The organism is Collimonas sp. OK412 (genome assembly GCF_900112135.1).
GTDB classification, from domain to species: Bacteria; Pseudomonadota; Gammaproteobacteria; order Burkholderiales; family Burkholderiaceae_D; genus Collimonas; species Collimonas rhizosphaerae.
The window spans coordinates 111,168-127,429 of the sequence record NZ_FOLC01000002.1; the positions used below are offsets into that span (position 1 = coordinate 111,168).

General features: G+C 59.0%; 16 protein-coding genes and 3 tRNA genes. 18 read left to right on the forward strand and 1 reads right to left on the reverse strand.

The window, feature by feature from the left end:
• The first annotated feature begins 26 nt into the window (after nucleotides 1–26).
• From BM062_RS02975 to BM062_RS03045, 15 genes are all read left to right on the forward strand, one after another.
• Complete coding sequence (locus BM062_RS02975; protein ID WP_092392920.1) at nucleotides 27–305, forward strand: glutaredoxin family protein; 279 nt, start codon at nucleotides 27–29, stop codon at nucleotides 303–305.
• A 360-nt stretch (nucleotides 306–665) separates the two neighbouring features.
• Complete coding sequence (lepA, locus tag BM062_RS02980; protein WP_092392923.1) at nucleotides 666–2,459, forward strand: translation elongation factor 4; 1,794 nt, start codon at nucleotides 666–668, stop codon at nucleotides 2,457–2,459.
• A complete protein-coding gene (gene lepB / locus BM062_RS02985) occupies nucleotides 2,456–3,373 on the forward strand; it encodes a signal peptidase I (protein ID WP_092392926.1) in 918 nt (305 codons plus the stop codon). The genes lepA and lepB overlap by 4 nt, the downstream gene beginning before the upstream one ends.
• A gap of 27 nt (nucleotides 3,374–3,400) precedes the next feature.
• Nucleotides 3,401–3,769 (forward strand): DUF4845 domain-containing protein, encoded by a 369-nt coding sequence (locus tag BM062_RS02990; RefSeq protein ID WP_092392929.1) that lies wholly within the window; start codon nucleotides 3,401–3,403, stop codon nucleotides 3,767–3,769.
• A gap of 62 nt (nucleotides 3,770–3,831) precedes the next feature.
• Entirely contained in the window at nucleotides 3,832–4,824 is a 993-nt protein-coding gene (gene rnc, locus BM062_RS02995) for a ribonuclease III (RefSeq protein WP_092392932.1), read from the forward strand.
• The gene (gene era / locus BM062_RS03000) at nucleotides 4,821–5,750 is read left to right on the forward strand and encodes a GTPase Era (protein ID WP_092392935.1); all 930 of its coding nucleotides are present in this window, start codon (nucleotides 4,821–4,823) and stop codon (nucleotides 5,748–5,750) included. The genes rnc and era overlap by 4 nt, the downstream gene beginning before the upstream one ends.
• Before the next feature lie 24 nt (nucleotides 5,751–5,774).
• The gene (gene recO / locus BM062_RS03005; RefSeq protein ID WP_092392938.1) at nucleotides 5,775–6,626 is read left to right on the forward strand and encodes a DNA repair protein RecO; all 852 of its coding nucleotides are present in this window, start codon (nucleotides 5,775–5,777) and stop codon (nucleotides 6,624–6,626) included.
• A gap of 51 nt (nucleotides 6,627–6,677) precedes the next feature.
• On the forward strand, nucleotides 6,678–7,436 hold the full coding sequence (pdxJ, locus tag BM062_RS03010; RefSeq protein WP_092392941.1) for a pyridoxine 5'-phosphate synthase: 759 nt from the start codon (nucleotides 6,678–6,680) through the stop codon (nucleotides 7,434–7,436).
• An 11-nt stretch (nucleotides 7,437–7,447) separates the two neighbouring features.
• Nucleotides 7,448–7,855: a holo-ACP synthase gene (gene acpS, locus BM062_RS03015; RefSeq protein WP_092392944.1), complete on the forward strand. Its 408-nt coding sequence runs from the start codon at nucleotides 7,448–7,450 to the stop codon at nucleotides 7,853–7,855.
• Nucleotides 7,852–8,904: a beta-N-acetylhexosaminidase gene (nagZ, locus tag BM062_RS03020; protein WP_092392947.1), complete on the forward strand. Its 1,053-nt coding sequence runs from the start codon at nucleotides 7,852–7,854 to the stop codon at nucleotides 8,902–8,904. Before acpS ends, nagZ begins: the two co-directional genes overlap by 4 nt.
• A 207-nt stretch (nucleotides 8,905–9,111) precedes the next feature.
• Nucleotides 9,112–10,980, forward strand: a complete 1,869-nt coding sequence (gene uvrC / locus BM062_RS03025) for an excinuclease ABC subunit UvrC (RefSeq protein WP_092392950.1) — start codon at nucleotides 9,112–9,114, stop codon at nucleotides 10,978–10,980.
• Nucleotides 10,981–11,107: 127 nt separating this feature from the next.
• Complete coding sequence (gene pgsA / locus BM062_RS03030; protein WP_061540860.1) at nucleotides 11,108–11,701, forward strand: CDP-diacylglycerol--glycerol-3-phosphate 3-phosphatidyltransferase; 594 nt, start codon at nucleotides 11,108–11,110, stop codon at nucleotides 11,699–11,701.
• Between the two features lie 114 nt (nucleotides 11,702–11,815).
• Nucleotides 11,816–11,891: transfer RNA gene (locus BM062_RS03035), tRNA-Gly, on the forward strand.
• A gap of 119 nt (nucleotides 11,892–12,010) precedes the next feature.
• Nucleotides 12,011–12,084: transfer RNA gene (locus BM062_RS03040), tRNA-Cys, on the forward strand.
• 10 nt (nucleotides 12,085–12,094) lie between these two features.
• Nucleotides 12,095–12,170 (forward strand) — tRNA-Gly (locus BM062_RS03045).
• 296 nt (nucleotides 12,171–12,466) lie between these two features.
• On the opposite strand, the gene BM062_RS03050 is transcribed toward BM062_RS03045, so the two are convergent.
• Nucleotides 12,467–13,303 (reverse strand): IclR family transcriptional regulator, encoded by an 837-nt coding sequence (locus BM062_RS03050; RefSeq protein ID WP_092392953.1) that lies wholly within the window; start codon nucleotides 13,301–13,303, stop codon nucleotides 12,467–12,469.
• Between the two features lie 185 nt (nucleotides 13,304–13,488).
• Here BM062_RS03050 and BM062_RS03055 point away from each other — a divergent pair, with 185 nt between their 5' ends.
• Genes BM062_RS03055 through BM062_RS03065 form a run of 3 tightly spaced genes read left to right on the forward strand, consistent with a single transcriptional unit; the run spans nucleotide 13,489 to nucleotide 16,239 of the window.
• Nucleotides 13,489–14,565, forward strand: a complete 1,077-nt coding sequence (locus BM062_RS03055; protein ID WP_092393562.1) for an ABC transporter ATP-binding protein — start codon at nucleotides 13,489–13,491, stop codon at nucleotides 14,563–14,565.
• The gene (locus BM062_RS03060) at nucleotides 14,516–15,424 is read left to right on the forward strand and encodes an ABC transporter permease (protein WP_371326536.1); all 909 of its coding nucleotides are present in this window, start codon (nucleotides 14,516–14,518) and stop codon (nucleotides 15,422–15,424) included. Before BM062_RS03055 ends, BM062_RS03060 begins: the two co-directional genes overlap by 50 nt.
• Nucleotides 15,425–15,441: 17 nt before the next feature.
• On the forward strand, nucleotides 15,442–16,239 hold the full coding sequence (locus tag BM062_RS03065) for an ABC transporter permease (protein WP_092392960.1): 798 nt from the start codon (nucleotides 15,442–15,444) through the stop codon (nucleotides 16,237–16,239).
• Nucleotides 16,240–16,262 lie beyond the last annotated feature (23 nt).

Here is a 16,262-nt window from a genome sequence, read left to right on the forward strand (position 1 = left end):
CGCCCCATGTGTTCCAGGGTCCAGGGATGTCAAGATTTCACTTCACGCTATATAGCCGGTCCTACTGCCATTTGTGCGAAGACATGCGCCAGGCGCTGCTGGCTTTGCAGGCGCCGGACGAAAGCGCGGCCGGCTGGTTTACTGTCGAGCTGGTCGATGTCGATGCCGATCCTGGGCTGGTGGCCAGATATGATGAGCTGGTCCCGGTGCTTGCCGGGAGCAAGGACGGCAAGCCGCCGGTGCAGCTTTGTCATTATTTTCTTGATGCCGAAGCAATAAAGAGATTTTTAGGCGACGGCATCTGAACGGCGGCCAGCCAGGCATTTTAATTGTTAAAAATATAATAAATCATTTCTGCCCGGAAAATTATCTTTCACATACTCCTGCCGGGAGATAAAAAAAGAGTCTCTTGCGGCCCTTGTTTTAAGGTGCTTTTAAGATACTTATAGGAGTATGTTGATAAAACGCTTTCCTTGTTATACTGGAAGGCAATATCTTCAGGCCTTTGATTTGTCGGTTTTCCCCTCTGAAATCCGGTAAAATGACGGCACTGAATAACCTGTCATAAAAGGCGCTCGCCTGGGACACATGTGCAGTGTTTCGTCAAATGCGAAACACCGCGCTGAGCCCGGCTCAGAGCGCTTTTTTTGTAATCGCGTCTGTCAATGAACAACATCCGTAATTTCTCCATCATCGCCCATATCGACCACGGTAAATCTACCCTGGCGGACCGTATCATCCAATCCTGCGGCGGCTTGTCTGATCGTGAAATGGAAGCTCAGGTGCTCGACTCGATGGATATCGAGCGCGAGCGCGGCATCACGATCAAGGCCCAGACCGCGGCGCTGTCCTACAAGGCGCTGGACGGGCAGGTCTACAACCTGAACCTGATCGATACCCCGGGCCACGTCGACTTCAGCTACGAAGTCAGCCGTTCGCTGTCCGCCTGCGAAGGCGCGCTGCTGGTGGTCGACGCCTCGCAAGGAGTGGAAGCCCAGACCGTGGCCAACTGCTATACCGCGCTTGACCTGGGTGTGGAAGTGGTGCCGGTATTGAACAAGATCGACCTGCCTTCCGCCGATCCCGACAACGCGATCGCCGAAATCGAAGACGTGATCGGGATCGATGCCCACGATGCCGTGCATTGCTCGGCCAAGACCGGGCTTGGCGTGCGCGAGGTGCTGGAGTCGCTGATCGTCAAGGTGCCGCCGCCGAAAGGCGATCCGGACGCCCCTTTGCAAGCCCTGATCGTCGATTCCTGGTTCGACAACTATGTCGGCGTCGTGATGCTGGTGCGTATCAAGAACGGTACGCTGCGTCCTAAAGACAAGATCCTGCTGATGGCTACCGGTTCCCAGCATCTGACGGAGAGCGTTGGCGTGTTTACGCCTAAATCGCAGGCCCGCGAATCGCTTTCGGCCGGCCAGGTGGGTTTCATCATCGCCGGCATCAAGGAGCTCAAGGCCGCCAAGGTAGGCGATACCGTCACCCTGGCCGGCAAGCCCGCAGCGGCGGCCTTGCCCGGCTTCAAGGAAGTGCAGCCGCAGGTGTTCGCCGGCTTGTTCCCGGTCGAGGCCAACCAGTACGATGCGTTGCGCGACTCGCTGGAAAAGCTCAAGCTGAACGACGCTGCCTTGCAGTATGAGCCAGAGGTATCGCAAGCGCTGGGATTCGGTTTCCGCTGCGGCTTCCTCGGTTTGCTGCACATGGAAATCGTCCAGGAGCGCCTGGAGCGCGAGTTCGACATGGACTTGATCACTACCGCGCCTACCGTGATCTACGAGGTGGTGAAGCGCGACGGCACCATCATGCTGGTGGACAATCCGTCGAAGATGCCCGATCCGTCGAATATCGAAGAAGTGCGCGAACCGATCGTCACCGTCAACCTGTACATGCCGCAGGAATATGTGGGTTCGGTCATTACGCTGTGCACCCAGAAGCGCGGGCAGCAGATCGACATGAGCTACCACGGCAAGCAGGTCAAGCTGACTTATGAAATCCCGATGGCGGAGGTGGTGCTCGATTTCTTCGACCGCCTGAAATCGACGTCGCGCGGTTACGCCTCGATGGACTACGAATTCAAGGAATACCGTTCGGCCGACGTGGTCAAGGTCGACATGCTGATCAACAGCGAAAAGGTCGATGCGCTGGCGATCATCGTGCACCGCGCCAACAGCCAGTACCGCGGCCGGGCAGTGGCGGCCAAGATGCGCGAGCTGATTCCGCGCCAGATGTTCGATGTCGCGATCCAGGCAGCGATCGGCGCCAATATCATTTCGCGCGAAAACGTCAAGGCTCTGCGCAAGAACGTGCTGGCGAAATGCTACGGCGGCGACATCAGCCGCAAGCGCAAATTGCTGGAAAAGCAGAAGGCCGGTAAAAAACGGATGAAGCAGGTGGGTTCCGTCGAGATCCCGCAAGAAGCATTCCTGGCAATCTTACAAGTGGATGAAAAATGACATTGCAATCAATCTTAGGAAATTTCGCATTAATCCTGTTTGTCTTGACTGTTGTCACCGGCATCATCTGGTTTTTTGACCGCTTCTACCTGAGCAAGCAGCGGCGCGCCAAGGCCGACGCCGCGCTGGCTGAATTCGATGCGCGCAACGCCAAGCTGAGCGCCGACGGCATCAAGCTGGAGAACAGCGGCCGCGCTGCGCTGGAGGCGAACCTGCTGCGCCAGCCGACCTGGGTTGAGTATTCCGGCAGTTTCTTCCCGGTGATCGCCATGGTGTTTTTCTTGCGCTCGTTCCTGTACGAGCCGTTCAAGATTCCATCGAGTTCGATGGTGCCGACCTTGCTGGTGGGCGACCTGATCCTGGTCAACAAGTTTACTTACGGTATCCGCTTGCCGATCCTGAATAAAAAAGTGATCGAAATGAATAACCCGCAGCGCGGCGACGTGATGGTGTTCAAATATCCCAAGGATATGTCGCTCGATTACATCAAGCGCGTGGTTGGGGTGCCCGGTGATAAAATAACTTACCAAAACAAGCGCTTAACGATTAACGGTCAAGCTCTTTCTTATGTGTCGTTGCCGGATTACCTGAATGAAGACAGCCTGGACTACTCCCAGCAATTCACGGAAAACCTGTCAAACGTGCAACATACGATCGCAGTGCGCAGCGGCCGGCCACCGATTTCGCTGGAAGGCGTGATGGATTTCCCTAACAAGGACGCTTGTTCCTATAACCCTGAAGGTTTTACCTGTACCGTTCCTGCTGGAAATTATTTCATGATGGGGGATAATCGGGATAACAGCGAAGACAGCCGTTACTGGGGATTCGTACCGGATGAGAATATTGTTGGAAAAGCATTTTTGGTCTGGATGAACTTAGGCAATTTCAAACGTATCGGCACTTTCTTTAAATAAACCATTTAAACCATTGCGGAGTCAGGGATGACAAGAATTTCCGGATCTACACGGAAGCAGCAGGGCATTACATTATTCGGCCTGATCGTTGTGTTGGCGGTCCTCGGCTGTATCGGTGTGCTGGTGGCCAAGGTGACGCCGACCACGATCGAATATTTTTCGATCAAGAAAGCGATCGCCGCAGCCCGGACGTCCGGCACCACGGTGCAGGAAATCCAGAATGCGTTCAACAAGCAGGCCGAGGTGGGCTACATCGATGCGATTTCAGGAAAAGACCTGGAAATCACCAAGAATGGCGACGATATCCAGATCAGCTTTGCGTACCAGAAAAAGATCCCGCTGGTCGGTCCTGTCAGCTTGCTGATCGATTATGCAGGCAGCACCGCCAAGTCTTGACCGGTGTTGCACCAAGGGTTGAAGAACTAGCGCGGACGACAACCGTAAACGTCGAAGAAAAAATGGACCTCATGTTATTGCAGAATCGGCTAGGCCACACTTTTAAGGATGCTACGTTATTGCAGCAGGCCTTGACGCATCGCAGCCATAGCACCTTGCATAACGAACGGTTGGAATTCCTCGGCGATTCGATCCTGAACTGTGTTGTCGCTTCATTGTTGTTCGACCGCTATACCAAGATAGACGAAGGCGACCTGTCGCGGGTGCGCGCCAACCTGGTCAAGCAGCAATCGCTGTATGAAATTGCGCAAAGGCTGGAATTGTCGCAATTCCTGCGGCTGGGCGAGGGCGAGCTGAAGTCCGGCGGCTTTCGCCGGCCTTCGATCCTGGCCGATACGCTGGAAGCGCTGTTCGGCGCGATTTTCCTGGACGCCGGCTTTGACGCCGCGCGCGACGTGATCCGCGCCTTGTATATCCCGATCCTCGATACTGTCGATCCCAAGACCCTGGGCAAGGATGCCAAGACCCTGCTGCAGGAATACCTGCAGGGGAAAAAGATCGCCTTGCCGCAATATAACGTCGTGGCTACCCACGGCGCCGCGCACAACCAGGAATTCGAAATCGAATGCCTGGTGCCGAAGCTGGATATCCAGGTCTTCGGCAACGGCGGCAGCCGCCGCGCCGGCGAGCAGGCCGCGGCCAAGCTGGCGCTGGAAGCGGTGCAAAAGGCCTTTGTGAAAGCGCCGGCCGCGCCGCGCAAAGCCAAGCCGCGCACCGCGCAGCTGAAACTGAGCGGAATTGCGACGATTCAGCCGGATGCGCCGGAAGCGGCGCCGGATGAAGCCGGCAAGCCTGCCGCGTCGGCCAAGGACAAAACCCCGGTCGAGGCAGCCGCCAAAACACCGGCGAAAACCCATGCGCCGGCCGTCAACGGCAGCGCTGAGGCAGCCGCCCCAGCCAAGGCGAGCCCTGTCGCGGAAACCATCGCCGCAGCCGGCGCCGCCGCTCCTTCTAATGCAACACCCCATACTACGAGTAAATCGAAAACCGCATGACAGACTCTACACCCCAGGCATCGACTGCTATGTCGTCGGCTGCAGCTGATTTCCGTTGCGGCTACATAGCTATTGTCGGTCGCCCTAACGTAGGCAAGTCGACCTTGATGAACGAGCTGATCGGCGCCAAGGTCAGCATTACGTCGCGCAAGGCGCAGACCACGCGCCATCGGATTACCGGGATCCAGACCGTGGCCGACACGCAGTTCGTGTATGTCGATACGCCAGGTTTCCAGACGCGCCATTCGAATGCGCTGAACAAGACGCTGAACCGCACCGTGACCACGACGCTGACAGCGGCCGACGTCATCCTGTACATCATCGAAGCAGGCACCTTTGGCCCGGCTGACCAGCAAGTGATGGCTTTGCTGCCGGCCAACGTGCCTTGCATCCTGGTGATCAACAAATCGGACCGGGTCAAGGACAAGGCGGTGCTGCTGCCGTTCGCTCAGAAAATCGCCGCCATGCGCGATTTTGCCGCGGTGGTGCCGGTATCGGCCAAGCTGCGCTTCCAGCTGGATAACCTGCAAGGCGAAATCCGCAAGCACCTGCCGGCCAATCCGCCGATGTTCGGCGAAGACGATATTACCGACCGCAGCGAGAAATTCCTCGCGGCCGAAATCGTGCGTGAAAAAGTATTCCGTTTTGTCGGCGATGAACTGCCTTATACCAGCACGGTCCTGATCGAGAAATTCGAACTTGAAGGCAACCTGCGCCGCGTGTTTGCGGCGATCCTGGTCGAGCGCGACACCCACAAGTCGATGGTGATCGGCCAGAAGGGCGCCCGCCTCAAGGATATTTCAACCCAGGCGCGGCTGGACATGGAACGTCTGTTCGGCGGTCCGGTGTACCTGGAAATCTGGGTCAAGGTGAAATCCGGCTGGGCCGACAACGAAGCCGGATTGCGCGCCTACGGCTACGAATAAGCCCGACTCCATACCTCACTGAGCATGAGCGCCATCATCGCTGACGACACCGCCGGAGAAGTTGCCATGCAGCCGACCGTGGTTGAAGATGAATTGATCGCCGTCATCGGCGAGGCTGGCGGCGCTGCAGCTTCCAGCCCGCCCAAACGCCGGGCCCGGCCGCTGGATACCCGCGTCACAGGCCAGCCCGGTTTTGTCCTGCACAGCTACCCGCACCGCGAAACCAGCCTGATCATCGATGTCTTCAGCCGCGATTACGGCCGCATCGCGCTGGTTGCCAAGGGCGCCAAGCGTCCCTTGTCGAAGCTGCGCGGCGTGCTGCAAACCTTCCAGCCCTTGTCGCTGAGCTGGAGCGGCAAATCCGAAATCCGCACCCTGATCGCCGCCGAATGGGTAGGCGGCTTGCTGCCGCTGGAAAAATCAGCCTTGCTGTGCGGTTTTTACCTGAATGAACTGCTGGTCAAGCTGGTGGCGCGCGACGATCCGCACGCGGCGCTGTTCGATCACTACGTCACCACGCTGAATCAATTGGCGCACCAGGAGCCGGCGCCTATCGTCCTGCGCCAGTTTGAAAGAGCGCTGCTCAAGCAGACCGGCGTCGCCGGCGATTTCACCCGCTGCACCAGCAGCCGGCAAGCGGTAGATCCTGCCGAAAATTACGTGGTCGATCCCGAACGCGGCCCGCGCCTTGCGCGCGCGGCCGATTCCTGGCCGCGCGTCAGCGGCAAGACCTTGCTCGACATGGAGCGGGAAGACTATAGCGATGTCGTCACCCAGGCCCAGAGCAAGGTCCTGATGCGCTTCCTGCTGGCCCACCACCTGGGCGGCGCGCCATTGAACACGCGGCAGATACTGATCGACCTGATGCAGCTGTAAATATGCAGATGACTGCCGCCGACAAATCCCATCCCATTACCTGAGCATACGATGAGCTATCTCAATCCTACCTCCGCCGTGATCGACCTTGGCGTCAATATCGATCACGTCGCCACCTTGCGCAATGCGCGCGGCACCACTTACCCCGATCCGCTGCAAGCGGCATTGCAGGCTGAAGAGGCGGGCGCCGATGTGATCACCTTGCATTTGCGCGAAGACCGGCGCCACATCAAGGATGCCGACGTCGAAATCATCCGGCCGCAATTGCGCACGCGGATGAACCTGGAAGCGGCAGTGACCCAGGAAATGATCGATTTCTCCTGCAAGATCAAGCCGGAGGATTCTTGCCTGGTGCCGGAGCGCCGGCATGAACTGACCACCGAAGGCGGCCTCGACGTCGTCAAGTATTTTACCCAGGTGCAGGCGGCGGTGCGGCAGTTGCAGGCGGAAGGCATCCGGGTCAGCCTGTTCATCGATCCTGAAGCCGACCAGATCCAGGCCGCGGCGGAAATCGGCGCGCCGGTGATCGAACTGCATACCGGGCGTTATGCCGAAGCGCATGACGAAGCAGGGCAGCGCAGCGAGCTGGAGCGGGTGCAGATCGCGGTGCAGGAGGGCGTCAAACGCGGGCTCAAGGTCAATGCCGGCCACGGCCTGCATTACAGCAATACCCAGGCCATTGCCGCCATTCCCGATATCGCCGAGCTGAACATCGGCCACGCCATCGTGGCGCACGCAGTGTTCGTCGGCTGGAAAAACGCCGTCAGCGAAATGAAAGCCCTGATGGTGAAAGCACGCCTGGGGAAATAGAAAGGCTTGTGATGATTTATGGCATCGGCACCGACATCATCCAGATTCCGCGCATAGCCGCAGCGCTGCAGCGCAACGGCGATCGTTTCGCCGAAAAAATCCTGGGTCCCCAGGAAATGGAAAAATACCTGCAGCGCAAAACCAAGGTAGAGGCGCGCGGCATCCGTTTCCTGGCCACCCGTTTTGCGGCCAAAGAGGCTTTTTCCAAGGCGCTCGGGCTGGGCATGAAGATGCCGATGACCTGGCGCGCCATGCAAACCTTGAATGCGCCCAGCGGCAAGCCTGTCGTCGTGGTCAACCCGGCGCTGGAAGAATACATGCAAAGCAGGGGCTTGACCGCCCAGGTATCGATTACCGATGAAGTGGAGTACGCGGTCGCCTTTGTCATTGTGGAACAGAATCGCGTGGAGAAAACATGAGTAGTGGTTTGAAACAGCGCGCAGCCGGCCAGGCTGCGCTTGGCCCGGTCATGCTGGACGTGGCCGGCGCCAGCCTGAGCGCCGACGATATCGGCCGTATCCGGCATCCGCTCACCGGCGGCGTGATCCTGTTCACGCGCAATTACCAGGATCGCGCGCAGCTGACCGCGCTGACCGCTGCGATCCATGCCGCGCGTCCCGGCATATTGATCGCAGTCGACCATGAAGGCGGCCGGGTGCAGCGCTTCAGGACCGACGGTTTTACCCGCCTGCCGGCGATGCGCCTGCTCGGGCAGCAATGGGACCGCGATGTGCTGGCGGCAACCAAAACAGCGACCGCGGTAGGTTTCGTGCTGGCCAGCGAACTGCGCGCCTGCGGCGTCGACCTGTCGTTTACGCCGGTGCTGGATCTCGATTACGGCGATTCCAGCGTGATCGGCGAACGCGCTTTCCATCGCGATCCGCGCGTAGTCGCCTTGCTGGCAAAGAGCCTGAACCACGGACTGGCGCTGGCCGGCATGGCTAACTGCGGCAAGCATTTTCCCGGCCACGGTTATGTGCATGGCGACTCCCATTCGTCGCTGCCGGTCGACGACCGCAGCCTGGCGCAGATCATGGAAGAAGACGTCAAGCCCTACGACTGGCTCGGCATGAGCCTGGCGGCGGTGATGCCGGCGCATGTGATTTATTCCAAGGTGGACCGGCACTCGGCCGGATTCTCCCGGAAATGGCTGACCATCCTGCGCGAGGAGATCGGTTTCAACGGCGTGATTTTCAGCGACGACTTGAGCATGGAAGCCGCCGGTTCGGCCGGCGGCGTGCTGGAGGGCGCCAAGGCGGCGCTGGCGGCCGGCTGCGACGTGGTCCTGATCTGCAATTCGCCAGACAAGGCGGACCAGCTGCTGGCCGGACTGGAGGGCGGCGCCACGCCGGCATCGTGCGCGCGCCTGATGGCGCTGGCGCCGCAAACGGCGGCGCTGGATTGGGAAACGTTGCAAGCCGATGCGCGTTACCTGGCCGCCAGGTCGCTGGTGCAAGCGCTGCTGTAAGGTATGATTTAGTGTAGTGTTTCGCACATAATGACACTTAATAAACGGCGTCTAGCCGACCGCGTCTTTTCGCGCCATGCGTCGTTGCAAATCCTCGCGATAGTCCAGCTATCGCTCCGGTTCGCGCGGGGCGGCCATCCGCCTAGCCTGACACAAAAATCCACCATTTCTTAAGCGCCATTATGTGCGAAACACTACACTAGCATCATGACTGAAGCTGAAATTCCCGATCCGCGCGCGGTGGTGCTGGAGACCGTCGCCAAGCTGCCGAACCTGCCTGGCGTGTATCGCTATTTCGACGCAGCCGACAATATCCTGTATGTCGGCAAGGCGCGCGACCTGAAGAAGCGGGTGTCGAGCTATTTCCAGAAGAACCTCGCCAGTCCGCGCACCGCGATGATGGTCGAGCGCATCGCACGGCTGGAGACCACGGTGACGCGCAGCGAAGCGGAAGCCTTGATCCTGGAAAGCAACCTGATCAAGAGCCTGCAGCCGCGCTACAACATTCTTTTCCGCGACGACAAATCCTATCCCTACCTGAAAATCAGCGGCCAGGAATATCCGCGCATGGCGTATTACCGTGGCGCGGTGGATAAAAAGAACCAGTATTTCGGTCCTTTCCCGAACGCCTGGGCGGTCAAGGAATCGATGCAGATCCTGCAGAAGGTGTTCTTGCTGCGCACCTGTGAAGACAGCGTCTTCGCCAACCGCACGCGGCCTTGCCTGCTGCACCAGATCCAGCGCTGCAGCGCGCCGTGCGTGAAGCTGGTCAGCCATGAGGATTACCTGACCGATGTCGACAACGCCGCCAAGTTCCTGCGCGGACGGCAGACCGAAGTATTGACGACGCTGGACAAGAAGATGCATGCCTACGCCGCCGAACTGAAGTTCGAGCAGGCGGCCGCGGTGCGCAACCAGATCACTGCGCTGTCGCGCGTATTGCATCAGCAAAGCATGGAAACCGTGGGCGACAGCGATATCGATATCGTCGCCGTCATCGTCCAGGGCGGGCGCGCCTGCGTCAACCTGGCGATGGTGCGCGGCGGCCGCCACCTGGGCGACCGCGCGTATTTCCCGAGCCACGTCGACGGCGCGCTGTCGAACCCGGAAGAAGCGGCGGGCGAAACCATTGAAGTCGCTGTGCTCAAAGCCTTCATGGCGCAGCATTACATCGATACGTTCATTCCCGGCACCCTGATCCTGAATATCGAATTCGACGAACCGGCCCTGATGGTGGCGCTGATGGAACAATGCGGCCACCGTATCAACCTGCTGTTCCAGCCGCAGGGGCAGCGCCGCCAGTGGCTGGAGATGGCGCAGAAGGGCGCCGAGATTTCGCTCGCCAGGCTGCTGTCGGAGCAGGGGTCGCAGCAATCCAGGACACGCGCGCTGGTGGAGGTGCTGGGCCTTGAAGTCGAAGATATCGACAGCTTGCGCGCCGAGTGCTTCGACATCAGCCATACCTCGGGCGAGGCCACGCAAGCATCCTGCGTGGTATTCCATCATCACGCCATGCAAAACGGCGAATACCGGCGCTACAACATCAAGGACATCACGCCTGGCGACGACTACGCCGCGATGCGCCAGGTGCTGATGCGGCGCTACGAAAAAGTGGCCAACGGCGACGGCGTGATGCCCGACATCGTGCTGGTCGACGGCGGCAAGGGGCAGGTTGAAATGGCGCGCCAGGTGCTGGCGGAACTGGGGCTGGATATCAGCCTGATCGTCGGCGTCGCCAAAGGCGAAGGGCGCAAGGTCGGGCTGGAAACGCTGATCTTTGCCGACGGCCGCGCCGCACGCGAGCTCGGCAAGGAATCGGCAGCATTGATGCTGATCGCGCAGATCCGCGACGAGGCGCACCGCTTTGCGATCACCGGCATGCGCGCCAAGCGGGCCAAGGCGCGCCAGAGTTCGCGGCTGGAAGAGATTGAAGGGATCGGCGCCAAACGCCGCCAGAAGCTGCTGGCGCGTTTTGGCGGACTGCGCGGCGTGGCGGATGCCAGCATCGAGGACATCGCCTCGGTCGAGGGGATATCAAGGCTGCTGGCGGAGGAGATCTACAAGCAGCTGCATTAGCACCCGCCGGCATTGTGTTGCAAGCCAGTTCTTTGCTTGTTGCTTTTGCAGGTTTTGTTTCCCAACTGCGGCATACTCCTAGATAATTAAAACATGAACAGTTGGCTCCTTACCCATAAAACCATTTATGCCATTTAACATTCCGATTTTACTGACCTGGTTGCGGGTTGCCTTGATCCCGTTGGTGGTCGGCGTTTTCTATCTTCCTGACCTCGGTTTTTCGACGCTGCAGCTGGGCCTGGCGTCCACCATCATTTTTATCGTCGCCGCAGTGACCGACTGGTTCGACGGTTTCCTGGCGCGGCGCTGGAACCAGACCTCGGCTTTCGGCGCTTTCCTGGATCCGGTCGCAGACAAGCTGATGGTTGCCGGCGCCTTGCTGGTGCTGGTGCACCTGGGGCGGGTCGATCCCATCATCGCGTTTGTGATCATCGGCCGCGAGATCGCCATCAGCGCCTTGCGTGAATGGATGGCGCAGATCGGCGCATCGAAATCGGTCGCCGTCAGCTCCATCGGTAAAATTAAAACCACGGCACAGATGGTCGCGATCCCGATGTTGTTGTATTATGGCGACCTGCTTGGCATCGATACCCGTTTCTGGGGACAGGTGCTGCTGGTGATAGCAGCGGTGTTGACGGTGTGGTCCATGTTTTATTATTTGCGTAAAGCGTGGCCGCTGATCAAGGAAACTACCGCAGCAAAAGAAAACAACAAGCAGTGAAGTAAAAAGTCGGTGTTTTGAAAAAATGTGATGAATATTTTTCGAAATTATTGACAAGCTCTGTAGATCAACTATAATGTCGTCTCTGTAGTTAATACAGAAAAAGAAACAAATGCGGGAGTAGCTCAGTTGGTAGAGCGCAACCTTGCCAAGGTTGAGGTCGAGAGTTCGAGACTCTTCTCCCGCTCCAGATTCAAAAAAGGAAGCTGGAAAAAGCTTCCTTTTTTTATGTAGAATCAATAGCTGATCGTATTGCCTGGCAGATGTCCATCCAGCCAATATGCTTTGATTTTGCAGCAGGACACCCCTGGCGGGGTAGCAAAGTGGTTATGCAGCGGCCTGCAAAGCCGTTTACGCCGGTTCGATCCCGACCCCCGCCTCCAGACTCCATATGCGGGAGTAGCTCAGTTGGTAGAGCGCAACCTTGCCAAGGTTGAGGTCGAGAGTTCGAGACTCTTCTCCCGCTCCATATTCCAGGCAAGGAAGATGAACATGTCTTCCTTGCCGTTTCAGTAAAAAATCCTCTCTTGATTTTCTCCTGATTTGCCGCGCTGCCTTCCTGCGCGCATGGATTTTCCGGAGCCTTGCCGTCGTTCGGGTGCCGATACAAGAGTAGATTCACCTTTCGCCGGGGCCACTTTCCAGATAGGACTGGGTTCCGGGAGTCTTCTCCTTTATCGGCTATCGCGACAGCCGCATCCTTTCCAATTTACGTTTTGCCATTCAGTTTGACGACCGGTCCGTACGCGCGAGCCGGTCGTTTTGTCATTTTGGCGGCTCAATCGGCAAGCCGCCGAGTATCTGCGCAGGCCTGCGCAGCACCGGGTCGAACGGGTTAAGCTGCGCGCCGACGCTCGCGGCTTCTTTCTTCAATATCTGCACCACGGTCGGCAAACGATCGGCATTCAGTCTTTCCGCCAGCGTGGCGACGCTCAGGGCGGCCACCGCACGGCCCTGGCGGTCCAGCACCGGCACCGCAATGCCCGCCATGCCGGGCAGCAGCCCGACGCCGTGGCTGGCGGCGTAGCCAAGATCGAGAGAACGCTTGATTTCGGTGCGCAGATACACTTCGTCGTACAAGCCCAGGTCCAGCAGGCGCGGCAGGTTGAAGCGGATGATTTCTTCCCGTTCTGCTTCCGGCAGGAACGCCAGGATCACCAATGCTCCCTGGCCGACCCCGAGCGCGACCCTGCCGCCTACGTCTCCCGTAAACGAACGGATCGGGAACGGTCCCTCGCTACGGTCCAGGCACATCGCGTCGTAGCCGCTGCGCACCAGCAGGAACATGGTGTCGCCCAGCGCTGCCGACAGCCGCAGCAGGATGGGGCGGCAGATATCGCGCAAGTTGCCGCGCTGGCCGGCGCGCGCAGCGAGCGCAAAAAATTCCACGCTCAAGCGATAGGCCTTGCTGCGTTCATCCTGTTCGACCACGCCTTCGCCCGCCAGTGCGCGCAGGATGCGGTGCGCAGTGGGCTGGGCCAGGCCGGTGGCCTGGGCGATATGGGTCAGCTTGGCGCCATCGCCGCTGCTCGCGGCCAGGGCCCGGATAATCGCGAAACCGCGCTGCAGGCTGGTTCCGGTAGAACCATCTTGATCCTTCATCAATTTCTCCAGGTGGAATATATATATCTATATGTTTAATAATATATTCATTTAATGGAGTAAATCAAATAATTAGTCTGCTATATGGAATATTGAATTGACCCTGATTTTTCTTTTCACTATATTTCGGAAAAGGCTTTGGCAAGGTATTGGATGCAAAACCGACCGTCATGGGAGACAAGTCGATGTCGTTTCTACAGCTGGAAAACCTATCCAAGCACTACGGTGACTTCACCGCGGTGGAGAAACTCAACCTGACGGTGGAGAAGGGGGAGTTCGTTTCGCTGCTCGGACCTTCCGGCTGCGGCAAGACCACCACCCTGCAAATGATCGCCGGTTTTATCGAGGCGAGCGCGGGCCGGGTGCTGCTGGATGGGCGCGACATCACCCATGAAAAACCGAACCGCCGCGGCCTCGGCATCGTGTTCCAGAGTTATGCCTTGTTCCCGCACATGACGGTGAGCGGCAATGTCGGCTTCGGCCTGGAAATGCGGCGGATTGCACCGGACGAATGCGCGGAGCGGGTACGCAAGGCGCTGGCGCTGGTGCACCTGGAAAAATTCAGCCATCGTTATCCACGCGAGCTGTCCGGCGGCCAGCGCCAGCGGGTGGCCCTGGCGCGCGCCCTGGTGATTGAACCGCCGGTGCTGCTGCTGGATGAGCCGATGTCGAATCTCGACGCCAAGCTGCGCGAGGACATGCAGGTAGAGCTGCGCGAGATCCAGCGCAAGGTCGGCACCACTACCATCATGGTCACGCATGACCAGTCGGAAGCCTTGTCGATGAGCGACCGCGTGGTGGTGATGGATGCCGGCCGCGCGATCCAGATCGCCAAGCCGTTCGATGCCTATGAATCGCCGGTCAACCAGTTTGTCTCGCAGTTCGTCGGCAAGGCCAACCTGTTCGAAGGGCAGGTGGCCTCAGTCAGCCAGCATGGATCGGCGCTGAATGTTCACGGGCATCTGCTGAACACCAACGACGCCACCTTGCAAATCGGCGAACAGGTCACGCTTTGCCTGCGCCCGGAAAAACTGGAACGCTGCAGCCCGCAGGATGAAATCATTCGCGGCCGGGTGCGTTCCGGCGTGTTCCTTGGCAACCAATGGCTGTATCACATCGACACCGGACTGGGTGATTTGCTGGCCACTTGGCAGAACTGCGGCAATGCCGCATGCAGCGACGGCCAGGAGGTTTCCTTGCGCTGGCCAGCGGATGCGCTGCACATCGTCAAGCGCGGACAGCCCGAGGTCCGGCATGGCTAAGTCGCCCGCGCTGTCGTCGCCATGGCTGCCGTACTTGCTGACCGCACCGGGCGTGATCCTTTTTTTCACGATGGTGCTGGTGCCGTTGCTGCTGACCTTGCTGCTGTCTTTCTACGGCTTCGATTCCGGCACCGGCATCGTCGCCAAATTCAGCCTGAACAATTACTGGCAGGTGTTCAGCGACGAATATTTCCATTCCATCTTCTTGCGCACATTCTGGATAGCGGGACTGACCACGCTCATCTGCATAGTGATCGGCGCGCCGGAAGCTTATGTGCTGAGCCGCATGGGGAAACCGTGGCGCTCGATTTTCCTGATCGTCATCCTCGGTCCCCTGCTGGTGTCGGTAGTGGTGCGCGCTTTCGGCTGGAGCATGCTGCTCAGCGCCAACGGCCTGGTTAATTCGGCTATCGCCTGGTTCGGTTTTGCGCCGCTCAAGCTGCTCTACACCACGGGCGCCGTTGTGATCGCCCTGGTACACGTGATGCTGCCGTTCATGGTGATTCCAGTATGGACCTCCTTGCAAAGGCTGGATCCTACCGTCGCCCAGGCGGCCTTGTCCCTGAACGCCTCGCCGGCGACGGTGCTGCGGCGGATCGTGCTGCCGCAAGTCTTGCCCGGCATCCTGTCCGGCAGCCTGATCGTGTTCGGCCTCAGCGCCAGCGCCTTTGCGATTCCGGGCTTGCTGGGCGGACGCCGCCTGAAAGTGGTGGCGACCACTGTCTACGACGAATTCCTCGGCTCGCTCAACTGGCCGCTGGGAGCGTCGATAGCCATCATCCTGCTGCTGGCGAACCTGCTCATCATGCTGAGCTACAACCGGGTCCTGGAACGCAAGTATTCCAGGACGCTGGGCTAACCGGGGAAACCGATCGTATGCGCAACAATGGTCCGATTGCCTTGATATTCCACACGCTGGTGGTGGCGTTTGTGCTGGCGCCGCTGCTGGTGGTGTGCCTGGTCGCGTTTACGCCGGAAGACACGCTGTCCTTGCCGACCCACGGTGTTTCATTGCGCTGGTTCAAAGCCGTCTTCGAACATCCCGACTTCGTGCAATCGTTCTACAACAGTTTGCTGCTGGCGCTGCTGTCCGCCACGCTCTCGCTGTGCATCGCGCTGCCGGCAGGATTGGCGATAGGACGCCTGGGTTTTGCCGGCCGCGATTTCCTGAATGCCTTGTTCCTGTCGCCGCTGATCATTCCCTCCCTGGTGCTGGGGGTGGCGCTGATGCGCCTGTTCGCCAGCATGGGTGTCAGCGGTTCATTCAGCTGGCTGGTGGTGGCCCACGTGGTGGTGATCAGCCCCTATGTATTGCGGCTGGTGCTGGCAGCGGTAGTGGGCATGGACCGAAGCGCCGAACAGGCCGCGCAGTCGCTCGGCGCCGGACCCTGGACGGTATTCCGGCGCGTCACGCTGCCGATGATCCTGCCCGGCATTACCGGCGGCTGGCTGCTGGCGTTCATCAACAGTTTCGACGAGCTGACCATGTCGATTTTCGTGACCACGCCGGCTACCGTCACCCTGCCGGTGCGCATGTACATGTACGCCACCGAATCGATCGACCCGATGATGGCTTCGGTGTCGGCATTGATGATCCTGGTTACCGGCGCCGCGATGCTGGTGCTGGATCGCGTCTACGGGTTGGACAAGGTATTGATCGGCCAGCAGGGATGAATCCATGCCAGCAACAGGAAACC

Excerpts from the sequence above, each read along its gene's own strand:
- pdxJ (WP_092392941.1), top strand. The coding sequence starts at position 6,678 with ATGAGCTATCTCAATCCTACCTCCGCCGTGATCGACCTTGGCGTCAAT.
- BM062_RS03055 (WP_092393562.1), top strand. The coding sequence starts at position 13,489 with ATGTCGTTTCTACAGCTGGAAAACCTATCCAAGCACTACGGTGACTTC.
- BM062_RS02990 (WP_092392929.1), top strand. The coding sequence starts at position 3,401 with ATGACAAGAATTTCCGGATCTACACGGAAGCAGCAGGGCATTACATTA.
- BM062_RS03065 (WP_092392960.1), top strand. The coding sequence starts at position 15,442 with ATGCGCAACAATGGTCCGATTGCCTTGATATTCCACACGCTGGTGGTG.
- recO (WP_092392938.1), top strand. The coding sequence starts at position 5,775 with ATGAGCGCCATCATCGCTGACGACACCGCCGGAGAAGTTGCCATGCAG.
- lepA (WP_092392923.1), top strand. The coding sequence starts at position 666 with ATGAACAACATCCGTAATTTCTCCATCATCGCCCATATCGACCACGGT.
- era (WP_092392935.1), top strand. The coding sequence starts at position 4,821 with ATGACAGACTCTACACCCCAGGCATCGACTGCTATGTCGTCGGCTGCA.
- BM062_RS03060 (WP_371326536.1), top strand. The coding sequence starts at position 14,516 with ATGCGCTGCACATCGTCAAGCGCGGACAGCCCGAGGTCCGGCATGGCT.
- BM062_RS02975 (WP_092392920.1), top strand. The coding sequence starts at position 27 with ATGTCAAGATTTCACTTCACGCTATATAGCCGGTCCTACTGCCATTTG.
- lepB (WP_092392926.1), top strand. The coding sequence starts at position 2,456 with ATGACATTGCAATCAATCTTAGGAAATTTCGCATTAATCCTGTTTGTC.
- uvrC (WP_092392950.1), top strand. The coding sequence starts at position 9,112 with ATGACTGAAGCTGAAATTCCCGATCCGCGCGCGGTGGTGCTGGAGACC.
- BM062_RS03050 (WP_092392953.1), bottom strand. The coding sequence starts at position 13,303 with ATGAAGGATCAAGATGGTTCTACCGGAACCAGCCTGCAGCGCGGTTTC.
- pgsA (WP_061540860.1), top strand. The coding sequence starts at position 11,108 with ATGCCATTTAACATTCCGATTTTACTGACCTGGTTGCGGGTTGCCTTG.
- nagZ (WP_092392947.1), top strand. The coding sequence starts at position 7,852 with ATGAGTAGTGGTTTGAAACAGCGCGCAGCCGGCCAGGCTGCGCTTGGC.
- rnc (WP_092392932.1), top strand. The coding sequence starts at position 3,832 with ATGGACCTCATGTTATTGCAGAATCGGCTAGGCCACACTTTTAAGGAT.
- acpS (WP_092392944.1), top strand. The coding sequence starts at position 7,448 with ATGATTTATGGCATCGGCACCGACATCATCCAGATTCCGCGCATAGCC.